Consider the following 23,222-nt stretch of genomic DNA (forward strand, 5'->3'; position numbering starts at 1 on the left):
GGCTCTTCTGCCGTCTATGCCCCACCTCGCATGTGGGGCATTGTTTTTCTCTATCCCCTATCGTGTGCTTGCGCTCCGCCTAACCGGCACGGGTGAGTACATACGTATCGTCCAGTTGTTCAAAATCATAATGACGCTGAGAAGAGAGGATAATCTCTTTCTTTTTGGTGACAAAAATTGCTTCTATTTCCGGTTTGCTGCGTAAATAGTCAATGCCGGCCTCCATCCCCATGCCATAAAGCAAGGTGGTGTAAATATCACCGTCGATGGAGTCGTCCGAGATAATGGTGACGCTATGCAGTTCATTATCCAGCGGATATCCGGTTTCCGGATTTAAAATATGGTGATACACCTGACCATCAACGGTAAAAAAACGCTCATAAATACCGGAAGTCACCACAGACTTATTAATCACCCGAATCACGCCAAGCAAACTGCCTCTGCCCGCGAATGGCTTTTGCAACCCCACGCACCATTGGCCCTGCGGCAATGAACGGCCGATAGCCAGTACATTGCCGCCAAGATTGATCACCGCGTGATCAACGCCGTGCTGATACAGCAAATCTCTGATGAGATCCGCCATGTATCCCTTGGCGATAGCGCCCAAATCGATTTCCATTCCCGCGCTTTGCAGCAAAACGGCGCCGTCATCCTCGTTAAGCATGATGCGTTCGGGACGGGTCAACTCAAGCGCCCGCGCGATTTTTCCCGCATCAGGCACCGCACAACCGCTGAACCCTATTTTCCACAGTTTCACCACAGGGCCGATGGCAACATTAAAGCAACTGCCCTCCATCAGGCTGACCGCCTTAGCCTGTTTGATAAGACTAAAGACAACAGGACTGACCGTCTCGTAATTTTGCCCCGCCGCATGATTAATACGCATCACTTCTGACTGCGGACGATTGACGGTCAAACGATCTTCAAGCTGTTTGATGTAGTGAAATACCCGTTTAACCAACATTTCATCATGAACAAACAGATTCAATACGATCGGACTGCCCATCAGGTGCGCGGTATAGGAATAGATATCGTTTACAGATTTCATGATAAATAAATCAACGTGGCAGGGATGATTGCCGCATGGGAGGAAAGAACGTATCAGCGAGGCGCCCCTTCGGGCGCGCCCCCTGTTTTACGATTAAGGCGTGCAAACGTCACGATGCGGCTCTGAGCGGGACTTCCGTCTCCTCAAAATCCGCCGACGATTGCGCATAGCCAGCCGCCTGCATACCGGCTCGAATACCGAAAATAATGATATCCGCCACGGCATTCCCGCCAATGCGGTTGGCGCCATGAATCCCGCCGACCACCTCACCAGCGGCGTAGGCGCCGGAAATGACCTGTTTACGGCCATTCAGAACTTCGGAACTGGAATTGATCGTCACGCCCCCCATGGTATGGTGAACGCCGGGCGCAACTTTGATGGCATAAAAAGGCGCACAGTCGAGCGGATCGCGCATACCGGTGGTTCTGCCGAAATCGTCGTCGCGCTTGCGGTTGACGAAAACATTGTATCTGTCGATTGTCTGTTGCAACGTCGCCAGATCGATCTCCAGCTTTTCCGCCAGTTCCGCGATATCCTCACCGCGCACGGTTAATCCTTGCGATACGTATTCCTCCACCGCTTTGTTTCGGCTGCGCACCCGTTGATCGAACAGAATATAGGCGTACTTTTCCGGCAGGCCAACAATGGCCGAGGAGACCTTGTCGCGGGTAGCCAATTCATTGAAGAATCTTTCGCCCCGCGCTGAAATCAGAATGGCGCCGCCACCGCGGATAGATTCAGAGATTAAATAAGAGGTGGTCTGTTCTACCGTCGGATGCGTTTGGATTTCGCCCATATCAACGGTATCCGCGCCTATTTTCTCCAACAGGCGAATGCCGCCGCCGGTTGCGCCCCTGTGGTTCGTCGTCACGAAGCCATCCAAATCCGGCCGGTATTTAACCACCATCGACGCATTGGCGCTGAATCCGCCCGTCGCGACGATAACGGCTTTTGCCGGAATGGTTTTCTCTTCGTTCTCATCATTAATAATACGAACGCCCGTTACCTTGCCATGTTCCTGAAGAATTTCCGTCACCGCGGTATCCAGCATGACATCAATATTCAGTTTATTGATATTTTTCACCAGACCGCTAATCAAGTAACCGCCGACCGCCGCGCCACTGGCAGGCCGATGGGTTCTGTCAACGCTCATCCCGCCGGTGGTGGTAATGTCGCTCAGCTCAATATCATGTTCGGCAAGCCAGTCAATCGCCACGGCAGCATGCTCAACGAAATATTTCACCAGCGATGGATTATTTTTGTGCTTACCGCTTTTCAGCGTTTCGTTGTAGAAAAGCGCCGCACTATCCTCGATACCTTTGATTTTTTGGAAAACCGTCCCGGCCGCATTCATGCCGGCCGATGCCTTGATGGTATTGCCGCCGATAGACGGCATCTTTTCGATGATGATGACGTTGGCGCCCGCTTCACTGGCCTGAATCGCTGCCGCCAGCCCCGCGCCGCCGCTGCCAATAACCACCACATCGACCTCCCGAGCCGCATCAGGATTACCGCCCTCATCTAAAATGGCTTCCTTGCAGGATTTTACCATCGCTTTGGTAACGGCTTTTTTAATCGCTTCACTTTGCGTTGTCGCACCGGTTACCGCATCGACATGCGGGGTATTGGCGTCTAAAATCCGGCGCTTGATTACGTCAAAACTGATTAACAGCGATGCATCAATTCCGGCGTTATCCTCCAGCTCAATATTTTTGATCCGATCGGACGCAAAGCTGACAGTCATCCTCAGCTCGCCGTTTTCATCCTGCAATTTTTCCTGGTACACCCCGGCTTTGAATTTCTTCCCTGTTAAATTCACCTCCCGAATCATCGCTTCGACTAACGAAAAACGCCATAAGGGTTCGGGGATCATTAATGCTTCGCGTCTATCGCTATCAATATAAAGCTCGATATTTTGCTGCCCGGCAATCCGATCGGTCCAGTCAGGATACGCAATGCAGCCTCTGCCGACAGCGATCAGGTCATAGCCATTTTCCAGCGCCGTTTCCGCATCCGCTTTATTCACAATATCACCAACGCCGATTACCGGGATTTTGGCAAGTATTGGCGATCGCCGGGCGATATATTTTTTAATCAACGGGGTAGGATCATCAACATCAACCAATGACGGACGCAGAATATTCCCCATAGAAAAGTGGACATAATCCAACCCTTTCTCCGCCAATTTTTCTAACAGATATAACGTATCGTCAAAACGAATACCGGGTACTTCTATTTCTTCCGGGGAGAAGCGATAACCGATAATAAACGACCGATCCGCATATTTATTTACCATTTCATGAGTGATGTTCAGAATAGCCAAAGGGAATTTAGCCCGATTCTCTCGACTTCCGCCCCATTTATCGGTGCGTTGATTTGAATTGGGGGAATAGAATTGCTGAATCAGATAAGTATTGGCGCCGTGAATTTCCACGCCGTCAAAACCGGCCTGAATGGCCCGGTATACCGCATCGCCAAATTTCCTGATCATCCCCTCGACATCGTCGCCCGTCAGCGCGATCGGCGTTACCGCCCCGGATCTGGGGGCCGCCAGCGCGCTGGGGGCGACCGGAGCGGCACCGCCGATAAACCGGGGCTCCACCATCCGTCCTCCGTGATAAATCTGCAACACCGCTTTCGAGCCCTTTGCTTTAATCACAGCCGCGATCCTGGCCAGCCCCGCGATTTTATCGTCTTTATCGATGCCTATCGCACCGGGGAAAGCCAGCCCCTTATCGTCAATAAAACAGCATTCCACTATCACCGTACCGATACTGCCCGCCCGGTATTCATAATATTCGATTAGTTCTTTGGTCACGCTGCCGTCGAAGAACCCGCTACAGGTGGTCATCGGCGCCATGAATACTCTATTTTTCAGCGTGACGCCGTTGGGTAATGTGAAAGATTTTAACAACCGAAGGTTAATATCCGTCATGGTGAACACTCCACTTTAAAATAAAAAACTTTGCTTAAAAATAAATCACAATAAAGCCATGGTCTTTTTTTTATTTGTTCTACGCTCTAAAATGACGGGCATATTGGCTCATGTTATTACTTACTGAGTATGTGTTTTTTTTAATGTAATAATACGTTTTTTTAATATTTTAACTGCCGGATATAAATACAAATAATAAGGTTATTGGCGATAACTGTTTTTAATATTAACATTACACCCTGTTATTAACATCTCCGTATCCTGCGGAGAAATTAAATCATAATTAATTAAGCTTTATATAACAGATGGTGGAATGAACAGGCGATGGCGATGATTTGGCGGCGGTAATCATGCGGGCATTATCGTCCGCGATGCTTTTAATACTACCTATTGTGGGGTATTACGTCTGGCTGATGGGGTTTCGTTACCTCACGGCAGGACAGCCCGTCGCAACGGGCCGTCCTGGTCGTTTCTCTTTTTCTATTCGCGTTCAAACACCGTGGTACGCACGCCGTTGACGTACAGAGTACGGCATTCTCCGGCTGGCAGGCGAATGTCCGCTTGTCGCCATGCGGGTTGGAATTGGCCTGCCGAAGTAAAGTTGACATCAATACGCTGACTGTCGCTGCGGATTTCCCAACGTAGCCACAGCGCTTTACCCTGTTGCCATCCCCAGGTTTCACCATCGTCTTCAAACAGCAAGCCGCTATCTTTACCCGTACCAACCGGCGGGAACAGCAAAAACTCCCGGCGATCGTCCTCGGTATGGCTGACAAATGCGGTGCGCCCCGACAGCGGAAGCATCGCCCCTGCCCGCACCAGCAAGGGAAGGCGCTCCAGCGGCGCTTCAAGCGTCACGGTTTGTCCCCCCATGAACCACTGACCGGAGTAAAAGTCATACCATCCCGACTCGTTGGCGGGCAGATACACCGTTCTTTGCCGTTGCGCCGGTTCAACCACGCTGGCGACCAGAACATCCCGGCCCAGCATGAAGTCGTCCGTTTCTGCAAACGTCGCTTCATCCTGCTCGTGATCAAGAAACGTTGGTCGCAGCATCGGCTCGTCGTCAGCGCTGGCCTGCCACAGCAGCGTATAGAAATACGGCAACATACGGTAGCGAAGTTCAATCGCACTGCGCACTGCCGGGGTGACGGACGGATACATCCACGGTTCGTTGACCGTTTGATCGTCATTCCAGGAGTGAATGGTAAAACGCGGGTGCATCACCCCATTCTGAACCCAGCGAACAAACAGTTCCGCATCTGGCTTATCGCCGGAAAAACCGCCCACATCATGCCCGACATTGTACAAACCAGACAGACTCATCCCTACGCCCATACGGATGTTGTAGCGCAGCGTCTGCCAACTAGTACGGTTATCACCGCTCCAGGTCTGAACATAGCGTTGCATACCGGCACAGCCGGAGCGGGAAATCAGATAAGGACGTAGCGCGGGAGCAAACCGTTGCTGTGCTTCCATCGATGCCCGCATCATCAGCAGCGGCATCAACGGCCGGATATGCTTAATCGGGATGGGGTCGCCAAAACCATGACAGCGCGCTTCGCCATCCCAGACTTCATATTCATTATTGTCGTTCCAGGTCGAATCAATCCCTTTTTGCAACAATTGGCTGGTCACATTGTCTTGCCACCAGGCCACGGTCTCCGGATTGGTGAAATCAAGGTGCGACCCTTCATCATCCCAAAAGCTTGAACGTTCCGGGGCATCCGACTCCGAGTCATGGATGAATAACCCCAGCGCCTCTACTTCCTCATATCGGGGATGGTCCTGCAACAGACAAGGTTTGATATTCGCCGCCAGCTTCAGACCCGCATCATGGAAAGCCTGAGACATCACTTCCGGCTGTGGCACCTTGTCATAATTCCAGTTAAAGACGTAGCGCTTGTTGTTGATGGAGGTATAGCCGGAAGAAAGCTGAAAAGAATCACACGGAATATCATGCTCGCGGCATAAAGCGATAAATTTCATCAACTGCTGCTGCGCATCGGGCGCATCCGTATAATGCATCGTGGAACCGCTGTAACCCAGGCTCCACTTAGGACCGAACAGCGTTTTACCCGTGAGGCGCACAAAGGCTTTTGTCACGTCCAGTACGCGCGGCCCGATAAACAGATAGTAATCCAGGTCTCCGGCCTCGGCCTGATAACGCCGATAAGCCTGATGGTAGTTATCAATTTCGTTCCCCAGATCCAGCCACGTACTGCTCAGATTGTCATAAAACAGACCAAAGCTGACATCGTTACGCCGGGTAATGGTGAACGGGATATGTTTATATAAAGGATCGGTCGCCGCGGCGTTATACCCCATCGCATCCAGGTTTCTGAATTCAAAGCGGCGCCCGGTGCGCTCAAGATCGCCCGCCTTTTCGCCCAGACCATAATAGCGTTCCGTTGGGAAACGGCGCTGATAGTGCGCCACGCCATCACCATGAGGATTAAGCAGATAGGCGCTGGTCGCCCGATCGGCGGCCAACATCTGCCATGCTCCGCGCTCATCAAGATATTCCCACGACAGCCACAGCGGCTGATGGATCGTCACTCGCAGACGATCCGTGCTGACGCGTAATCCGCCTTCATGCTCCTCCAGCGAAAAACCCGGCAGGCTGAACCCGTCACAGCTTTCCCGGTTGCGCCCGGCAAAGGGAACATCCTGTTGCGGCGCAATGCTCCAGGTCTGTTTTAATTGCAGATCCCCGTTCTGTTTGATCAACACCCGCCCCAGCCCTGATTCTAAAATGTACAGGCGAAAAATGTGCTTCTCATCAACGAGCAGTTCGACATATTCCGGGGTTTGATGGTGAAACACCCAATTTTTCAGCGTTTTCATACAGCGTCCTTTTCAGGAATGATTTAAGCAAAAGTGAAATTACAGCGACCGCGTTTTCTGGCGACGTTCAGCAATAAAAGCAATCAGGAAAACCGCGCCGATCAGATCGAAAAATCCCATGGCGACAAACAGCGGATTGAAACCAATTTTGTCCGCCGTTACGCCAATCAGCAAAGAAAACAAGAAACTGGCGATCCAGGCGAAGGAGCCTCGCATGCCGTTTACCGTCGCCATTTGCCCTTTATCGAATGACTCCACCACCAGCGCGCTGAGCATGCAGGAAATCACCTGATGACCAAATCCGCCGATCGAAATGAGCAGAATCGCCATCCACGGATCTTTGGTAATGGCAACCAATGCCAGCGATAACATAAGAAAGGCCCCGGTAACCGAACTGGCAACAATCGAATTGACGCGAGAACAGCCAAACAGGCGTACATATACCCGGGTCAGATAACCGCTCGCGACGCTGCCCAGATCGGCGGCCAGGAAAGGCAACCAGGCAAACATGGCAATCTGTTTTAAATCCATGCCGCGCTCGTTGGCCAAATAGAGCGGTACCCAGAAGCTCAATACCGCCCACGCAGGCTCCGCCATGAACGCCGGGATGGCGATACCGTAAAAGCGTTTATTTTTCGATACGGTTTTCAGCGCAGTGAAAAATGGCAGTTTAACCGGCGGCAGTTCGTTGTCCTGACGGATAAAGTCCAGCTCATCACGGCTCAGATTGGGGTGCTTCTCAGGATCATGGTAAAACGTCCACCACAGGATGACCCAGAGCATCGCCAGGCCGCCGGTGAACATGAAGGCCCCCTGCCAGCCGAAGTTGACATGCGCAATAACGATAATGGGTGGAGCCAACATCGCCCCGATGGAGAAACCAACCCCGGCCCAGCCCGCCGCAACCGGACGTTCTTTCTTGGGAAACCATTCCCCCAGCGTTTTAGCGTTAGCCGGCGTGGCCGCAGCCTCGGAGGCCCCCATGAAGAAGCGCAATATCGCCAGATGCAACCAGCTTCCGGCCCCGGCATGCAACATACACATCAATGCCCAAATGATTGCGCAGATAAGGAAGCCGACCTTCAGACCGATGACGTCAATCAACCAGCCACAAAGCGGCTGAAAAATGGTATAGGCCAGTTGGAATGCGCCAACAATCCAGGAGTATTGTTCCGTTGTAATGCCCAGACTGGTTTTCAGTTCAGGAGCAAGTATACCCAGCGAGTTACGGGTGATGTAGTTGACCGTCACCCCCAGTAAAAACAACGCCAGCATCCACCAGCGCAGATTTTTTAATTTCCATTTTCCCTTTGTCATCGGTGATGACTGATTGATATCAAGACTCATAATGAACGCCTTTTAGGAGGTATAATTATATTGGTCTGACATGTTTGAAAGAATTCGATATTTTTCACTCTTCAATACATGTGTGTTTTTTCATCTATTTGTATTTACTAGATTTTAATTAAATCCATCAACTATCATTGGTAAAAATTGGTTTACCAAAAAAGACTAGAACAATTAAAAACGCCGTGATACTCACTTTTTTGCAAAAATTTTCATGGTAAGTTCATAAGTAAACCAAATAACATCACCTGGCCTGTTTCAGTAACGTTTAGTGGTCATGAAAATTTTGTCATTTGTTAAGTTGAACGAGATCACAAAATGAAAAGAAACCTGAAGATACGTGAAATTGCGGCGCAGACGGGGTTTTCAATCAGTACGGTATCGCGCGTTTTGTCAGGCAAATCCAATACCAGCGAAGCGGCGAAATCACGGATTCTCGCTTGCGCCCGGCAGTACGGCGTATTAAACCATCTGGCGACCGGTCGCTTGTTACTGAATAGCCTGACGATTTTCGCTCCGCAGCGAGCTTTTGACGTCCGGTCTGACATCTTTTACCACAAGGTGATACAGAGCATTATTGATGCGCTGGCCCCCCATGAAGTCCGCGTGCGCTACTGCGGCTTAGACGAAAACGACAGCGATGTGCCGCTGTTTCTGGAAAAAATGAGCGATCCCGAGACAGAAGCCGCGATGTTGATCGGCATTGACGATCCCTATATCCATGCGCTGGCCGCCGATATAGGCAAGCCTTGTATTCTGATTAATTGTCTCGACCGAAAAATGAAGCTATCCGGCGTCGCACCCGCTCATCAGTTGATTGGCGAACTTTCGGTGAACTATCTGTTCGAGCAGGGACACCGTGATATTTTGACCCTGCTCTGCTTACGTCGCTATACCATGGAATTACGCCTGGCTGGGATTCGTGACGCCTACCAGAGCCACAATCTGCCGTTTTCCGATCAATACCATCTTCTGGCGCTGAGAAATTTCAGCATCGCCGAAGCCGAACAGAGAGTGACCGCGTTTCTGGCCGAGTGTCCGGCAGAACAAAAACCGACGGCTATTCTGGCGGGAGGGGATTTTATCGCGGTTGGCGCGGTCAATGCGCTCAATCAGGCTGGCTTACGCGTTCCACAGGATATCTCGGTCATGAGCATGGATGGCTTCAATCTGGCGACCATTCATGACATTCCTTTGACCTCGGTGCATGTGCCACGCGAAGATCTGGGCGAAGAAGCCGTTCGGTTACTGCAATACCAACTGATGCGCCCGGACGCGCCCACGGGCAACCTGCTGCTGAACGGCAAGCTGGTTATCCGCGACTCCGTCCGGCGTCTTCGTCCCAGTAAAACCCACGCGCCGGTACAAGATGACCACCTCTACGACTGAGGATTATCCTTCCGGATCAGCCACGCTTGTGCCGCCGCAAAGAAATTCTGCGCCAGCGGCGTCGCGCGGCCAGCCTGCGCCACGACCACGGCCGCATGTCGGCGCATGGGCGGTAAGGTAATCGGCCTCATGTTCAGGGCTGGCGTCATATCAGGGATCAGGCTCCCACGCGGAACAACGCCGCAGCCTAGTCCGACAAAAACACTTTGCATCAATTGCAGAATCGAGGTGCTTTCTACCTTGACCCACAGCGAGATCCCCGTTTCCCGGCAATGACCATCCAGATAACGACGAAAATAGCGGCTCGGCTCCGCCAGACATAACGGCAGATCGACCAGATCGTTCAATACCAGCGGCGAGTTGCCGACCATCTGCGGGAAATACCGTGGGTGGAACAGCAGATCAACCCCCTGTTCCGTCAACGGCGCAACCTGAAAGTGCAACTCCTGTAATGTCGACAGCTCAAAAAAGCCGATACCGACATCCACAGCGTGTGCATTCAATGCTTCCAGCAGCCGATCGGCGCTGAACAGGGATATTTGGAAATCCAACTGCGGATAGATTTCATTCACCGCCGCCAGCAGGCGGGACAGCGCAATACTGCTTTGGGGAACCGAGCCAATGCGCAATATGCCGCTCACGCCACGTTTCAACGACGCGACTTCCCGTTTTAACCCCTGATAGACGGAAACAATTTCTCGCGCCCAGAACAGCACCCGTTCGCCTTCGGCGGTAAATCCTTCAAAATTATTCCCCCGGTTGATCAGCGCCAGATCCAATTCACGTTCCAGGTTTTTTAATCGCATCGAGAGCGTCGGCTGACTAACGAAACTGGCTTCGGCCGCTCGCCCGAAATGGCGTTCTTTCTCCAGATTACAGAGGTAAATAAGCTGTTTAATATCCATAGCCGCAGACCATAATGATGTGAATCATCAGTATATCACCGCCTCGCGCTTTGACCGTACGTCACCAGCCGCCAACCGGTTGTATAGATAACTGCCCGGCTATACTATTGACGTAATCTAAAGACTTCGGGGAAGAAACCTGATGATCGATAAGCACTCTTTTATCCCGTTCTATCTGCAAATTGAGCAGATTCTGAGCCGGCAGATTCGCGATCGCACGCTGAAGCCCGGCGATCCGTTGCCGACGGAAGCCGAAATGTGCGAGCAATATCAGGTCTCCCGCATGACGGCGAGAAAAGCGGTGGATTATCTGGTCCGGCAAGGACTGGTAGAGCGTTTTCGCGGACGCGGCACCTTTGTTGCCCGACCGGATACGCGCATCAAGGTACAGCTGCCACTCGATCAACATCTGACTTCCAGCGAGGTGGCCAGCGCGGTCCATCGCCCTATCGTTAACCAACTGCTGCATTTTTCCCGACAGCCGGCCAGTCGCGACATCGCCAGCCAGCTACAGCTGGCTGAAAACGCCAATATTTATTACATGGTGCGCCTGAGGCTGATTGACGGAATCCCCTTTGTTTATGAACAATCCTGGATGAACAGCGAACGGTTCCCCGATCTCAGTGAGCACGACCTTAGCCAGTCAAAATACGCCTATCTCAAATCCAAAGGATACGATGCGGTGGGCAGCCATAAGCAAATCTTTGCCGAACTGCCTTCGTCAGAGGTTCGGGAAGCGCTGGGGCTGGCGCGCGATGAACCCGTTCTGCGCGCCAGCGTCATCGCATTCTTTGCCGGTCAGATCCCTTTTGAACTGTCGAACGTCTACTACAATCAACGCCATTACACTTTCACGCTGGATGCCCCGCTACGCCCGCTGATGGGGTGACGACAACTCATTCATCACTTCAGCTCCGGCCAATAGCCTTTATTCGCGTCGATCAGCGCATCCAGCACCTGACGGGCTTTTTTGGCATCGACCACCAGACGATTGAGCGTCAGCGCCTGCAAGGCTTTGGTGTAAGAACCTTCAAACCAGGCTTCGACAGTCAGGCGTTCATAGGCAAACTGCTGCTCAATCATCCCTTTGTAGAATGTGGGAATATTTCCCACGCCATAAGGCCGTGGCCCGTTGATCCCCAGGGTCGCCGCGACTTCCACCATCGCCGTATCGTCCAGATTGTTGACCAATCCGTTATTTTCCACGATCACCACGAAAATCCGGTGTTGGTTATAGGCAATAGATTCCGCCACTTCAACAATCATGTCGCCGTGCGCATCGTTGTGTACCACGCTGGCATCCTTTGTCGTACCGGCTTTCACGGCCTCGCGGCAGGTTTCAAATACCCGCTTTTCACGGCCCGCCATTACCTCATTGGCGCGGGTGAAATTCGGGTCCAGCTTGCTGAGCTTATATTCCGGGTACAGGTAATATTGCAGATAGGTATTGGGCAGGTAGTCAGGAAAATCGTGCAGCATATCGGCCACCACCGCATAGGTATCCAGCCATGAGCGATCGCGCTGTTCCGCATCCGCGGGTTTGAACCCCTGACGGCTGATGATTGCCTTCAACTGCGGCAGCAAATCGACACCCTGACGATCGTATAGGTGGGTAAACCAGCCAAAGTGATTCAAGCCAAAATAGACCGGCTCGAACTCATCGACACGGCGCTCCAGCAAACGGGCATAGGAACGCAGCAGATTGACCGGCTGATCGCAGATATTAAGAATTCGCCGGTCATGAGGAAACTTTACCCGCAACGCATCGGCCACGATCGCCGCTGGATTGGTATAATTCAGAATCCAGGCATCCGGAGAACGGGTACGCACCTGCTGCACCAGTTCAATCATGTCGCCGATAGATCGCATGCCGTAGGCAAAACCGCCGGGACCGCAGGTTTCCTGCCCGATCACGCCCAGCGACAGCGGGATTTTTTCATCCTTTTCCCGCATTTCATAGCCGCCGGTACGCATCTGGCAAAACACAAAATCCATCCCGGCAAAGGCTTCATCCACATCCGTGGTGTAGGAAAAATCCAGCTCCGGGTACTCTTCACTGAATAACAGGCGGGCGAAATCACCGATCACCGCCTGACGCTCCGCATTAACATCAAACATCACCAGCCGCTGCAAAGGAAACGTCGCTTTACGCTTGCACAGCGCTTTCAACAACCCCGGCGTCCAGGTTGAACCGCCCCCCACAATTACAATACTGTATTTCTTCGTCATCGCCGTTCTCCGTTTCATAAGGTTAAAAAGTTACCCTGTCACGCCAAGCGCGGTTTTGACATCGTTGGCAATTTTTTCCACTTTCGGACCGTAAATCACCTGGATGTTATGTTCATTAACCCGGTTGATGCCGTTCGCCCCGGTGGTCATTAACGTTTTATCTTCCACCCGCGCCATGTCTTTCACCTGCACGCGCAGGCGGGTAAAGCAGCAATCCACGTCTTCGATGTTGCTCTCGCCTCCCAGACCAATAATGATGGCTTGGGTACGCTCATCCGTACTGACCGGCGCCGCCTCATTCGCGGCGTCTTCCGGTTCCCGACCCGGCGTTTCAACACTCATCCGCTCGATAATGAATCGGAAGATAAAGTAGTAGGCCGGGAAATAAATCAGCCCCAGCAACGCGGCATACCACCATTGCGTTTTCAGCCCGCCCAGCATGCCGAATACCACCAGATCGATCGCGCCGCCCTGAATATTGCCGATCATCAGATGCAGCATGGACATCAGCATGAAAGACAGCCCGCTCAAGGCCGCATGAACCAGATAAAGAAGCGGTGAAACAAAAATGAAGCAGAACTCAAGCGGCTCGGTAATGCCGGTGGTGAATGAGGCCAGCGTGCCCGCCAGCATCAGCGCCTTAACCCGTTTCTTGTGTTCCGGACGCGCGCAGTGATACATCGCCAATGCGGCGCCGGGCAGGCCAAACATCATGATGGGGATCTTGCCCTGAGCCAGGAACTTGGTGGCTTCGCGGATGATGTCGTCGCTTACTGCTCCGGGATGGGTTAATGACTCATTGAAGATATTCAATGCGCCAACGATGGTTTGTCCATCCACAGTGGCAACGCCGCCGATCGGCGTAAAGCGCACGGTTTCATTGAGGATATGGTGCAGCCCGGTAGGGATCAGAATACGTTCGGAGAACCCATATAAAAACGCGCCATACTGCCCGCTATGACCAATCAGTTCACCGATCCAGGCAATGCCTCTACCAATGGTTGGCCAGATAAGCGCCAGCCCAAGCCCCACTAACGGCAGGCAAACGACGGTGATGATGGGCACAAACCGCCGTCCGCCAAAAAAGCTGATGGCCGTCGGCAATTCAATGGTATAGAAGCGGTTGTGCAGCAAGGCGGTGATGACACCGGCGATCACCCCGCCCAGTACGCTCATGTTATAGGTAAAAATCCCCAACGTTTGCGTAAACTCTGCCGCATACATCAGCGCGGCGGTATGATCCATACCCGCAGCAGCCAATGCGACAATGGTGGTGGTTTCCAGCGTCAGATTTTGTGCGGCCAATGTGGCTCTGACCCCAACGTGCATCGAAATAAAGCCAATGACGGCGGCAAACGCGGCAGTCGGTTTCTCCGCATTGGCTAAACCAATCGCACTGGCGACAGCAAAAAACAGCGGCAGGTTGGCGAATAACGCGCCGGCTACCTGACGAATAAAGCCAATGACCAATTGCAGTATTTTCATCTCGGTGAAAGCGTCACCGGTGATGGCCGGATTCTGCATGGCCGCCGCCAGTCCGAGGAAAACCCCGGCGGCGGCGATGACCGAAATCGGCATCATCAATGCTTTTCCGAACCCATGAATCTTATTGCCCAGATCTTTCATCGCTCGCTCTTCCTGTTTTTCCGTACTGGTTAAGTAATAGTCGGAAAACGGGATTATTTGTCTAGACAACTAGACAAAATAACAGGAATCAGCACTCGGTCACATTTTAACCCGCAATAAACCGCCTCTATCCCGCCATAGCCCTATTTGATTAGACGCTGTGACAGGCACAACCTAGACTCACCGCATAAGAGCAAATATTTAAAATTTTGTTCACATTTAAAAAACATTAACACCTGCGGATTTATCGATGAAATTCAAACCATCCATCAAGCCATACCGCAATGCGGCTGGCGGTTGGGGCTCTCTGGAAGCCACCACTCGTTTTGTACTGGACAGCAAACAAGCGCTGAAAAATATCCGAAACTTGTTGAGGGTCAATAAATCCAAAGGATTTGATTGTCCAGGCTGCGCCTGGGGCGATGACAACAGCAGCACGTTCAGCTTCTGTGAAAACGGCGCGAAAGCAGTGAGCTGGGAGGCCACGCGCAAAGCGGTGGATCTCGATTTCTTCGCCGCGCATAGCGTGACGACGCTACGTCAGCAAAGCGACTATTTCCTTGAATATCAGGGACGCTTAACGCACCCCATGCGCTACGATCGCGCCAGCGATCGCTATGTGCCCATCAGTTGGGACGACGCCTTTTCACTGATCGCCGGGCATGTCAAAAACATGGCGCATCCTGACCAACTGGAACTCTACACCTCCGGTCGCGCCAGTAATGAAGCGTCTTATCTGTATCAGGTATTTGGCCGCATGTTGGGAACCAACAATTTTCCTGACTGCTCGAATATGTGCCATGAAGCCAGCGGAACCGGGCTAAAGCAGAGTATTGGCGTCGGGAAAGGCACCATTCGTCTGGACGACTTCGAGTACGCCGACGCAATTTTCGTCTTCGGCCAAAACCCCGGCACCAATCATCCCCGGATGCTGCACAGCCTGCGCCACGCGGCCGATCGCGGCGCGCATATTGTCTCGTTCAACACGCTGCGAGAACGTGGTCTGGAACGCTTTGCCAACCCGCAAAACCCGCTGGAACTCCTGACGCCGCTATCCGGCGCCATCAGCGAAACCTATCTGCAACCCAATCTGGGCGGCGATATGGCAGCCGTTCGCGGTATGGTGAAAGCCTTGCTGGAAACACATCGCCAGCGTCTGGCCGCCGGTGAAGCGGGTCTGTTCGATCAGGCTTTCCTGTCTGCGCACACGCGGCAGGTTGACGACTATCTGGCCGTGGTGGATGCCACCCATTGGCAGAAAATCGAACAACAATCAGGATTAAGCGAATCCCAGTTGCGCTACGTCGCGGCGATTTATCAGCAATCCCCGCGCGTCATCTGTACCTGGGCGATGGGCGTCACTCAGCACAAACACTCGGTCGCCACCGTCCGGGAAATCGTCAACCTGCAATTGTTATTCGGTCAGTTGGGCAAACCCGGGGCCGGACTGTGTCCGGTTCGCGGACACAGTAATGTACAAGGCAATCGCACCATGGGGATTGATGAAAAGCCTTCTGCCGCGTTTTTGGATCGTTTGGCCTCGCATTTTAATTTCACGCCGCCTTACGCGCCGGGACATAACACCGTCGAAGCTCTGGAAGCCATGCTCCGCGGCGAGGTAAAAGTATTGATTGCGCTGGGAGGCAACCTTGCCGCCGCCGCGCCGGACTCCGCTCGCACCGAAGAGGCCCTCGGCCGCTGTGATCTGACGGTTCATATCAGTACCAAGCTGAACCGCAGCCATCTGATTACCGGTCAGGTTGATGCATTGATTTTGCCAACGCTGGGACGCACCGATCTCGATATGCAGGCCAGCGGCCCACAGTTTATTACCGTCGAAGATTCATTCAGCATGGTGCACGCCTCTCAGGGCGTCGGACAGCCGCTATCCCCTTTGCAGCGTTCTGAAACGGCGATTGTGGCGGGAATTGCCCATGCCATATTGGGAGATGAAAAACTGGACTGGCTGGCGTTGGCGGACGACTACGCGCTAATCCGCGATCATATCGCTGCCACGCTGCCCGGATTTGAGAACTTTAACGCCAACTGCGACTTGCCGGGCGGTTTTTATCTGGGCAATGCCGCCGCCGACCTGCGCTTTAACACCGCCAGCGGCAAGGCTCAGTTCAGTTATGCGTCGCTGCCAGACACGCTGTTTCCGCAGTTGGATGGACAGACGGTGCCTTTTACCCTGCAAACATTGCGTTCCCATGACCAGTACAACACCACGATTTATGGTCTGGATGACCGTTACCGCGGCGTATACGGCCAGCGTGACGTGTTGTTTATCCATCCGGATGACATCGCGGCGCTGGGGCTGGAAGACGGTGATCGGGTGGATATCGAAACCCTGTGGAACGATGGCATTACCCGAAAAGTAAGCGGTTTCAAACTGGTGGGCTACAATATTCCGCGCGGCAATCTGGCGGCCTATTATCCGGAAACCAACCCGCTGGTGCCATTATCCAGCTTTGGCGACGAAACCCATACCCCAACGTCAAAATCCGTACCGGTAAGTATTCGCCGTAGCGAGCAGGCAGAGCCTTTGTTACGCATCGCGTGACGGGGAGCACATGGAACGCTTGCCGCCAGCACCCGATTCGCGTAAAACTGTCAGCCGCTAATCGAGCTACTTACAACCGTATTTCTGGACGCCATGTTTCAAGATAATCCGCTGCTTGCACAGCTAAAACAGCAACTTCATTCTCAGACGCCGCGAGTCGAAGGTGTCGTCAAAGGCACCGACAAAGGCTTTGGCTTTCTTGAAGCTGATGCACAAAAGAGCTATTTCATCCCACCTCCGCAGATGAAAAAGGTGATGCACGGCGACCGAATTATCGCCACGCTGCACACCGAAAAAGAGCGTGAGGTTGCAGAGCCTGAATCCCTGATTGAACCTTTCCTGACCCGCTTCGTCGGGCGCGTTCAGAAAAAAGACGACCGCCTGTCCATCGTTCCTGACCATCCGTTGCTGAAAGAGGCGATTCCCTGCCGCGCCGCACGGGATGTCGGCCATGCGTTTCAGGAAGGCGACTGGGCGGTGGCGGAAATGCGCCGGCATCCGCTTAAGGGCGATCGCGGTTTTCACGCCGAACTGACCCAATACATCACCACCGGAGACGATCCGCTGGTGCCGTGGTGGGTGACGTTGTCACGTCATAATCTGGAGCGCACGGCGCCGGAGGTTGAAGCGACCGAGCGTAATGATGGCGAGCTGGTGCGTGAAGATCTGACCGCATTGAGCTTTGTGACCATCGACAGCGCCAGCACCGAAGATATGGATGATGCCCTGTTCGCTCAGGATAATGGCGATGGTTCGCTGCAATTGACCATTGCGATAGCCGACCCGACGGCCTATGTCGCCACCGGTAGCGAACTGGACAACATCGCTCGCCAACGGGCGTTTACCAACTACCTGCCCGGCTTCAATATTCCGATGCTGCCGCGTCCGCTGTCAGACGATATCTGCTCATTGCGACCCAATGCGCGCCGTCCTGTTCTGGCCTGTCGCGTCACTATTGGCGCTGATGGCGCGCTGGGCGACGATATCCATTTCTTCGCCGCCTGGATCGAATCCAAAGCCAAGCTGGTTTATGACGACGTTTCCGACTGGCTGGAAGAAACCGGCGAATGGCAGCCGTCCAACGACACGATTGCCGAACAGATTCGTTTATTGCACCGCATTTGTCTGGCGCGCAGCGAATGGCGTAATACCCATGCGCTGGTGTTTAAAGATCGCCCTGACTATCGCTTCATTCTGGGAGAAAAAGGCGAAGTGCTGGACATCGTGGTCGAACAGCGTCGTATCGCGAACCGCATCGTGGAAGAAGCCATGATCGCGGCCAACGTCTGTGCGGCGCGGGTACTGCGCGACAAGCTGGGCTTTGGCATTTACAACATTCATAACGGATTTGATCCTGCCTCGGTTGAACAGGCCGTTACCGTACTGGATACCCACGGCATCAAGGCCGATGCACCGGCGTTACTGACGCTTGAGGGCTTCTGCACGCTTCGCCGTGAACTGGATGCCCAACCCACGCAGTTCCTGGACAGCCGAATCCGCCGTTTCCAGTCGTTTGCTGAAGTCAGCACAACGCCGGGTCCCCACTTTGGTCTGGGTCTGGAAGCCTATGCAACCTGGACCTCACCGATTCGTAAGTATGGCGATATGATTAATCATCGCCTGCTGAAAGCCGTGATCACGGGTCAGTCAGCAGAGAAGCCGCAGGATGAAGTGACCGTTCAACTGGCGGAACGTCGTCGTCTGAATCGTATGGCGGAACGGGATGTCGGCGATTGGCTGTATGCCCGTTTTCTGAAGGACAAAGCCGGAACGGCTACGCGTTTTTCGGCAGAGATTATGGATGTCACCCGCGGTGGTCTGCGCGTTCGGCTACTGGATAACGGCGCGGTGGCGTTTATCCCGTCCTCTTTTATTCACGCCGTGCGCGACGAACTGGTATGCAGCCAGGAAATGGGCACCGTCTCCGTCAAAGGGGATGTGGTGTACCGTCAGGGCGATATTCTTGATGTGGTGATCGCCGAAGTTCGCCTGGAAACCCGCAGCATTCTGGCTAAACCGGCCGCATAGTGCGGCCCCTTTCTCCTGATATCGTTAGTTTACGCGATCGATTTCAGGAGCCATGCGGGACAGTTGCCTGTCCCGCATGTTTTACCTACCCTTTATCACTGAGTGTATACCCGCTCCCTGCCACGCCGTCATCAATGTGTGACAGGTTCTTCCCCTCCGACAGGAGCGTTTCCAATGAAAAACATCACGATCGGGACATCTGCACTACACGCCAGCAATATTTCACTGGGCTGTATGCGTATGGCGAAGAAAAGTACAGCAGAAGCCGCCGCTATCATCAGTACCGCCGTGGATGTGGGCATCGATTTTTTTGATCATGCCGATATCTATGGCGCAGGTCTGTCAGAAGAGATTTTTGCCGCCGCGCTACAAAAAACCGCCGTTAAACGGGAGTCCATTTTTCTGCAATCGAAATGTGGCATTCGCAAAGGCGCTTTCGATTTTTCCAAAACCCACATCATTGCGTCGGTAGAGGGCAGCTTACAGCGTTTAAAAACCGATTATCTGGATACTCTGTTGCTGCACCGCCCGGATACGCTGTTTGAGCCCGATGAAGTGGCCGCCGCCTTCGATGAACTGGAGAAAAGCGGCAAGGTCCGCTATTTCGGCGTCAGCAATCAGAACCCATTGCAGATCGAACTGCTGAAGAAATCGGTCACGCAGCCGCTGATTGCCAACCAGTTACAGTTCAGCATCATGCATACCGGCATGATTGATGCGGGGTTAAACGTCAACATGACCAACCCGGCTTCCGTTAATCACGACAGCGGAATTCTGGAATATTGTCGGCTGAACGATATCACCATTCAGGCCTGGTCCCCCTTTCAGTACGGCTTTTTTGACGGCGTTTTCCTGGATAATGACAAATTCCCCGAGCTTAATGCCACACTCGATCGCCTCGCCAGTCGCTATCAGGTAACCAATACGGCGATTGCCACAGCCTGGATCCTGCGTCACCCGGCTCAAATGCAGGTGATTATCGGCAGTATGAATCCTGAACGTATCCGTGATATTGCCCCGGCGTCAGACATTATCCTGCACCGTGAAGAGTGGTATGAGATCTATCGTGCGGCAGGCAATACGCTGCCTTAATTTATGACATCGCGATGGCTATCACGCCTGTACATGCATCACCAGGGATAGCGGGAGCCATCGCAGATGACTCCCGCAGGGCGTTCTTTTACCGGTTTTTTATTATTTTTCTGCCGATTGCTCCGTGGTAATTCGAACGTTTCCTTGAATTTATTTACAAAAATTTATCGTTGCTCACATTTCTCATTACTCTCCCTTCTCACTGGCCTTAAACACACTATTGTTAAATTGCATTAACACTCGCGCTATATCTCTTCCTGAATACGAAGGAGCCGTTGTTATGAATAACGTCAAGAGCATGGTGATCTGGCTATTAGTCGGCCTGGCGGGAGCCACTGCTTTCGCTATGCTGGCACTAAGCCGTGGTGAACACGTGAATGCCGTGTGGTTGGTGGTTGCTTCAGTGGCTTGTTATAGCATTGCCTACCGTTTTTATAGTTTGTTTATCGCCAAAAAAGTCTTTGAACTCGATGACCGCCGTTTGACGCCGGCGGAGCGACATAACGATGGACTGGATTACGTCCCTACCAATAAATGGGTGCTGTTCGGCCACCATTTTGCGGCGATTGCGGGCGCCGGTCCGCTGGTGGGCCCGATCCTGGCGGCCCAGATGGGCTTTCTACCCGGTACTATCTGGATTCTGGTTGGTGTGATGCTGGCCGGCGCCGTGCAGGATTTCCTGGTGCTGTTCATCTCCACCCGTCGCGACGGACGTTCGTTAGGCGAGATGGCCAAACAGGAACTGGGCGCTTTCGCGGGGGTGATCACCATGCTGGGCGCGCTGGGCGTGATGATTATCATCCTCTCCGCGCTGGCCCTTGTGGTAGTCAAGGCGCTGGCGGATAGCCCCTGGGGATTGTTCACCATCGCCGCCACCATCCCCATCGCGTTGTTCATGGGCGTTTATATGCGTTTTCTACGTCCCGGAAAAATTGCGGAAGTCTCCATCATCGGCTTTGTTCTGATGATGCTGGCGATTGTTTATGGCGGCAACATTGCCGCACATCCATACTGGGGACCTCTCTTTACCCTGAAAGGGACCACGCTGACCCTGATACTGGTGATCTACGGCTTTGTCGCTTCGGTACTGCCGGTGTGGCTCTTGCTGGCGCCGCGTGACTACCTCTCGACCTTCCTGAAGATCGGGGTGATTGTCGGGCTGGCGGTAGGTATCGTCTTCGCCATGCCTGAAATGAAAATGCCCGCGGTTTCGCGCTTTATTGATGGCTCGGGTCCGGTGTTTTCCGGCAGTCTGTTCCCCTTCCTGTTTATCACCATCGCCTGTGGCGCGATTTCCGGCTTCCATGCGCTGGTATCCAGCGGCACCACGCCAAAACTGGTCGAGCGTGAAAGCCATATCCGCTTTATTGGCTACGGCGCAATGCTGATGGAATCCTTTGTCGCCATCATGGCCCTTATCTGTGCTTCCGTTATTGAGCCGGGTATTTACTTCGCCATGAACTCCCCGGCCGCCTTAATCGGGACAACGGTGGAAAATGCTTCTCAGGTGATTAACAGCTGGGGGTTTGTGATTACGCCGGAAGCGCTCAGCGAGATAGCCCGCGACGTGGGTGAAGGCTCAATCCTGTCACGTGCCGGCGGGGCGCCGACCTTCGCGGTAGGGATGGCGCATATCATCACCGAGATCTTTAACAGCCGGGCAATGATGGCCTTCTGGTATCACTTTGCCATTCTGTTTGAAGCGCTGTTTATTCTGACCGCCGTCGATGCGGGCACCCGCGCCTGTCGTTTCATGGTGCAGGATCTGGTGGGCGTGGTGGTTCCCGGCATGGGTAAAAGCCATTCCTGGCTGGGTAATCTGGCGGGAACCACCGTCGCGGTCTCCGGCTGGGGATTCTTCGTCTATCAGGGCGTTATTGACCCGCTGGGCGGGATCAATACCCTCTGGCCGCTGTTCGGCATCGGTAACCAAATGCTGGCGTCTATGGCGCTGATCCTCGGCACGGTGGTCTTGTTCAAGATGAAGAAACAGCGCTACGCCTGGGTCACTATCGTGCCGACGGTCTGGCTGTTCATCACTTCGATGACCGCTGGCTGGCAGAAAATTTTCCACGAAACCCCCAGCATTGGCTTCCTGGCACAGGCGAAACGCTTCGCGGCCGGTATCGAGCAAGGCACCTTGATTGCGCCAGCCAAGAGCATTAAAGACATGGAAACCATCGTTTTCAGCAACCAGATTAACGCGGCGCTGTGCGGATTCTTTATGCTGGTCGCCGTCACCATGCTGATTTCGGCGTTCTTTGTTATTCGCCGGGCAATGAATAGCAGCACGCCAACCGCGAACGAAACGCCCGTTGTTTTCCGGGAGGAACCTCACCGTGGTTAAGCGTTGCAACAGAAGTCATGCAACCCTATTCTGTTGATCGAACATAAAAAACGTTAGGGTATCGGGCAGGGATAGCCCGTCATAAAAAATCCCTCCGCTGGAGTAATGCCAGTCAGTTAAGCAACTGACTGGCCCTTTTTCGGGGCTGAGGTGTATTTCCAGGGCCTCTCCTTTACCACTCTCGGGAAGGCCCTTTCCCTTCTTGTCGGTAACTTTACCAGTTGCCCCATACTTTCAAGATCACCCATCAGCTCCGGGATTCTCCCCGGTGAAGCGCCCTGCAGGGTCATCAGCATTCTCATTACCATTCCGCATGACTCTGAGAAGCTCAGCTGATTCGGCCAGTATCCTTTCAGATGTCCCGCCATTTTTATCATCTGATATCTCACCAGATTATACGCCAGTAATACCCCCCACAGTTCCTGCTCCACAAGCTCCGGCTTTTTACTTCTCAGCGTTAGCCTGCTCAGCTGCATCGTCTGTTTTATCTCCCTGTATCCCAGTTCGATCTCCCAGCGATGACTGTACAGGTCTGCCATTTCTCCACCAGGGTAACGCATGGCGTCCGTCATCGACGTTAGCAGATGGACGACTTTTCCTTTGCGCGTCACGGTCAGCAAACGCGCTGTCATCTCATTTCCCAGACCCGGCCACTTTTTTCGTGCCTGTGGACTGGTTTTCAGCTTCACCAGATGGTCGCCTTTACCCAGTTTTCTGACCTCTTCATACTGAGCTCCCTTTCTGAGAGGAAGCATCCAGTGGCGGTGCTCTCCCGCCTGGCTCCAAGCATTTAACAGCCCCAGTGAGTAATAGCCTTTATCCATCAACGTCAGGGTGTTATCTCCGGTTTGCTCTATAAGTTGCTC

14 protein-coding genes are annotated in these 23,222 nt (G+C 53.1%); 6 read left to right on the forward strand and 8 right to left on the reverse strand.

Annotation, left to right across the window (positions count from 1 at the left end):
• Window positions 1-79 precede the first annotated feature (79 nt).
• From B4923_RS10130 to B4923_RS10145, 4 genes are all read right to left on the reverse strand, one after another.
• A complete protein-coding gene (locus tag B4923_RS10130; RefSeq protein ID WP_109054223.1) occupies window positions 80-1,048 on the reverse strand; it encodes an FAD:protein FMN transferase in 969 nt (322 codons plus the stop codon).
• A gap of 109 nt (window positions 1,049-1,157) precedes the next feature.
• A complete protein-coding gene (locus B4923_RS10135; protein WP_109054224.1) occupies window positions 1,158-3,983 on the reverse strand; it encodes a flavocytochrome c in 2,826 nt (941 codons plus the stop codon).
• A 480-nt stretch (window positions 3,984-4,463) separates the two neighbouring features.
• Entirely contained in the window at window positions 4,464-6,830 is a 2,367-nt protein-coding gene (locus B4923_RS10140) for a glycoside hydrolase family 31 protein (RefSeq protein ID WP_109054225.1), read from the reverse strand.
• Between the two features lie 39 nt (window positions 6,831-6,869).
• The gene (locus B4923_RS10145) at window positions 6,870-8,177 is read right to left on the reverse strand and encodes an MFS transporter (RefSeq protein WP_109054226.1); all 1,308 of its coding nucleotides are present in this window, start codon (window positions 8,175-8,177) and stop codon (window positions 6,870-6,872) included.
• A gap of 318 nt (window positions 8,178-8,495) precedes the next feature.
• On the opposite strand from B4923_RS10145, the gene B4923_RS10150 reads away from it, so the two are divergent.
• Window positions 8,496-9,566, forward strand: coding sequence for a LacI family DNA-binding transcriptional regulator (locus B4923_RS10150; protein WP_109054227.1), 1,071 nt, complete (start codon window positions 8,496-8,498; stop codon window positions 9,564-9,566).
• On the opposite strand, the gene B4923_RS10155 is transcribed toward B4923_RS10150, so the two are convergent.
• Window positions 9,557-10,471, reverse strand: a complete 915-nt coding sequence (locus tag B4923_RS10155; RefSeq protein ID WP_109054228.1) for a LysR family transcriptional regulator — start codon at window positions 10,469-10,471, stop codon at window positions 9,557-9,559. The genes B4923_RS10150 and B4923_RS10155 overlap by 10 nt on opposite strands.
• Before the next feature lie 142 nt (window positions 10,472-10,613).
• Here B4923_RS10155 and B4923_RS10160 point away from each other — a divergent pair, with 142 nt between their 5' ends.
• A complete protein-coding gene (locus B4923_RS10160; protein ID WP_211313939.1) occupies window positions 10,614-11,360 on the forward strand; it encodes a GntR family transcriptional regulator in 747 nt (248 codons plus the stop codon).
• 14 nt (window positions 11,361-11,374) lie between these two features.
• Here B4923_RS10160 and B4923_RS10165 read toward each other — a convergent pair whose 3' ends face one another.
• Window positions 11,375-12,700, reverse strand: coding sequence for a 6-phospho-alpha-glucosidase (locus tag B4923_RS10165; protein WP_109054230.1), 1,326 nt, complete (start codon window positions 12,698-12,700; stop codon window positions 11,375-11,377).
• Between the two features lie 30 nt (window positions 12,701-12,730).
• On the reverse strand, window positions 12,731-14,326 hold the full coding sequence (locus B4923_RS10170) for a PTS transporter subunit EIIC (RefSeq protein ID WP_109054231.1): 1,596 nt from the start codon (window positions 14,324-14,326) through the stop codon (window positions 12,731-12,733).
• Between the two features lie 250 nt (window positions 14,327-14,576).
• On the opposite strand from B4923_RS10170, the gene B4923_RS10175 reads away from it, so the two are divergent.
• The 4 genes from B4923_RS10175 (at window position 14,577) to B4923_RS10190 (ending at window position 22,356) form a co-directional block, all read left to right on the forward strand.
• Entirely contained in the window at window positions 14,577-16,889 is a 2,313-nt protein-coding gene (locus tag B4923_RS10175; protein WP_109054232.1) for an FdhF/YdeP family oxidoreductase, read from the forward strand.
• A gap of 93 nt (window positions 16,890-16,982) precedes the next feature.
• On the forward strand, window positions 16,983-18,917 hold the full coding sequence (locus tag B4923_RS10180) for an exoribonuclease II (RefSeq protein ID WP_109054233.1): 1,935 nt from the start codon (window positions 16,983-16,985) through the stop codon (window positions 18,915-18,917).
• Between the two features lie 174 nt (window positions 18,918-19,091).
• On the forward strand, window positions 19,092-20,009 hold the full coding sequence (locus B4923_RS10185) for an aldo/keto reductase (RefSeq protein WP_109054234.1): 918 nt from the start codon (window positions 19,092-19,094) through the stop codon (window positions 20,007-20,009).
• Window positions 20,010-20,289: 280 nt separating this feature from the next.
• Window positions 20,290-22,356 carry a carbon starvation CstA family protein gene (locus B4923_RS10190; RefSeq protein ID WP_109054235.1) on the forward strand — a complete coding sequence of 689 codons (2,067 nt, stop codon included), beginning with the start codon at window positions 20,290-20,292 and terminating at the stop codon, window positions 22,354-22,356.
• Window positions 22,357-22,472: 116 nt separating this feature from the next.
• Here B4923_RS10190 and B4923_RS10195 read toward each other — a convergent pair.
• Window positions 22,473-23,222 (reverse strand): IS4 family transposase (locus tag B4923_RS10195; RefSeq protein WP_109054236.1); only part of this gene is annotated, 750 nt, incomplete at its 5' end.

The sequence above is a fragment of the Brenneria roseae subsp. americana genome (assembly GCF_003115815.1).
GTDB lineage: Bacteria > Pseudomonadota > Gammaproteobacteria > Enterobacterales > Enterobacteriaceae > Brenneria > Brenneria roseae.

Excerpts from the sequence above, each read along its gene's own strand:
- B4923_RS10130 (WP_109054223.1), bottom strand. The coding sequence starts at position 1,048 with ATGAAATCTGTAAACGATATCTATTCCTATACCGCGCACCTGATGGGC.
- B4923_RS10135 (WP_109054224.1), bottom strand. The coding sequence starts at position 3,983 with ATGACGGATATTAACCTTCGGTTGTTAAAATCTTTCACATTACCCAAC.
- B4923_RS10140 (WP_109054225.1), bottom strand. The coding sequence starts at position 6,830 with ATGAAAACGCTGAAAAATTGGGTGTTTCACCATCAAACCCCGGAATAT.
- B4923_RS10145 (WP_109054226.1), bottom strand. The coding sequence starts at position 8,177 with ATGAGTCTTGATATCAATCAGTCATCACCGATGACAAAGGGAAAATGG.
- B4923_RS10150 (WP_109054227.1), top strand. The coding sequence starts at position 8,496 with ATGAAAAGAAACCTGAAGATACGTGAAATTGCGGCGCAGACGGGGTTT.
- B4923_RS10155 (WP_109054228.1), bottom strand. The coding sequence starts at position 10,471 with ATGGATATTAAACAGCTTATTTACCTCTGTAATCTGGAGAAAGAACGC.
- B4923_RS10160 (WP_211313939.1), top strand. The coding sequence starts at position 10,614 with ATGATCGATAAGCACTCTTTTATCCCGTTCTATCTGCAAATTGAGCAG.
- B4923_RS10165 (WP_109054230.1), bottom strand. The coding sequence starts at position 12,700 with ATGACGAAGAAATACAGTATTGTAATTGTGGGGGGCGGTTCAACCTGG.
- B4923_RS10170 (WP_109054231.1), bottom strand. The coding sequence starts at position 14,326 with ATGAAAGATCTGGGCAATAAGATTCATGGGTTCGGAAAAGCATTGATG.
- B4923_RS10175 (WP_109054232.1), top strand. The coding sequence starts at position 14,577 with ATGAAATTCAAACCATCCATCAAGCCATACCGCAATGCGGCTGGCGGT.
- B4923_RS10180 (WP_109054233.1), top strand. The coding sequence starts at position 16,983 with ATGTTTCAAGATAATCCGCTGCTTGCACAGCTAAAACAGCAACTTCAT.
- B4923_RS10185 (WP_109054234.1), top strand. The coding sequence starts at position 19,092 with ATGAAAAACATCACGATCGGGACATCTGCACTACACGCCAGCAATATT.
- B4923_RS10190 (WP_109054235.1), top strand. The coding sequence starts at position 20,290 with ATGAATAACGTCAAGAGCATGGTGATCTGGCTATTAGTCGGCCTGGCG.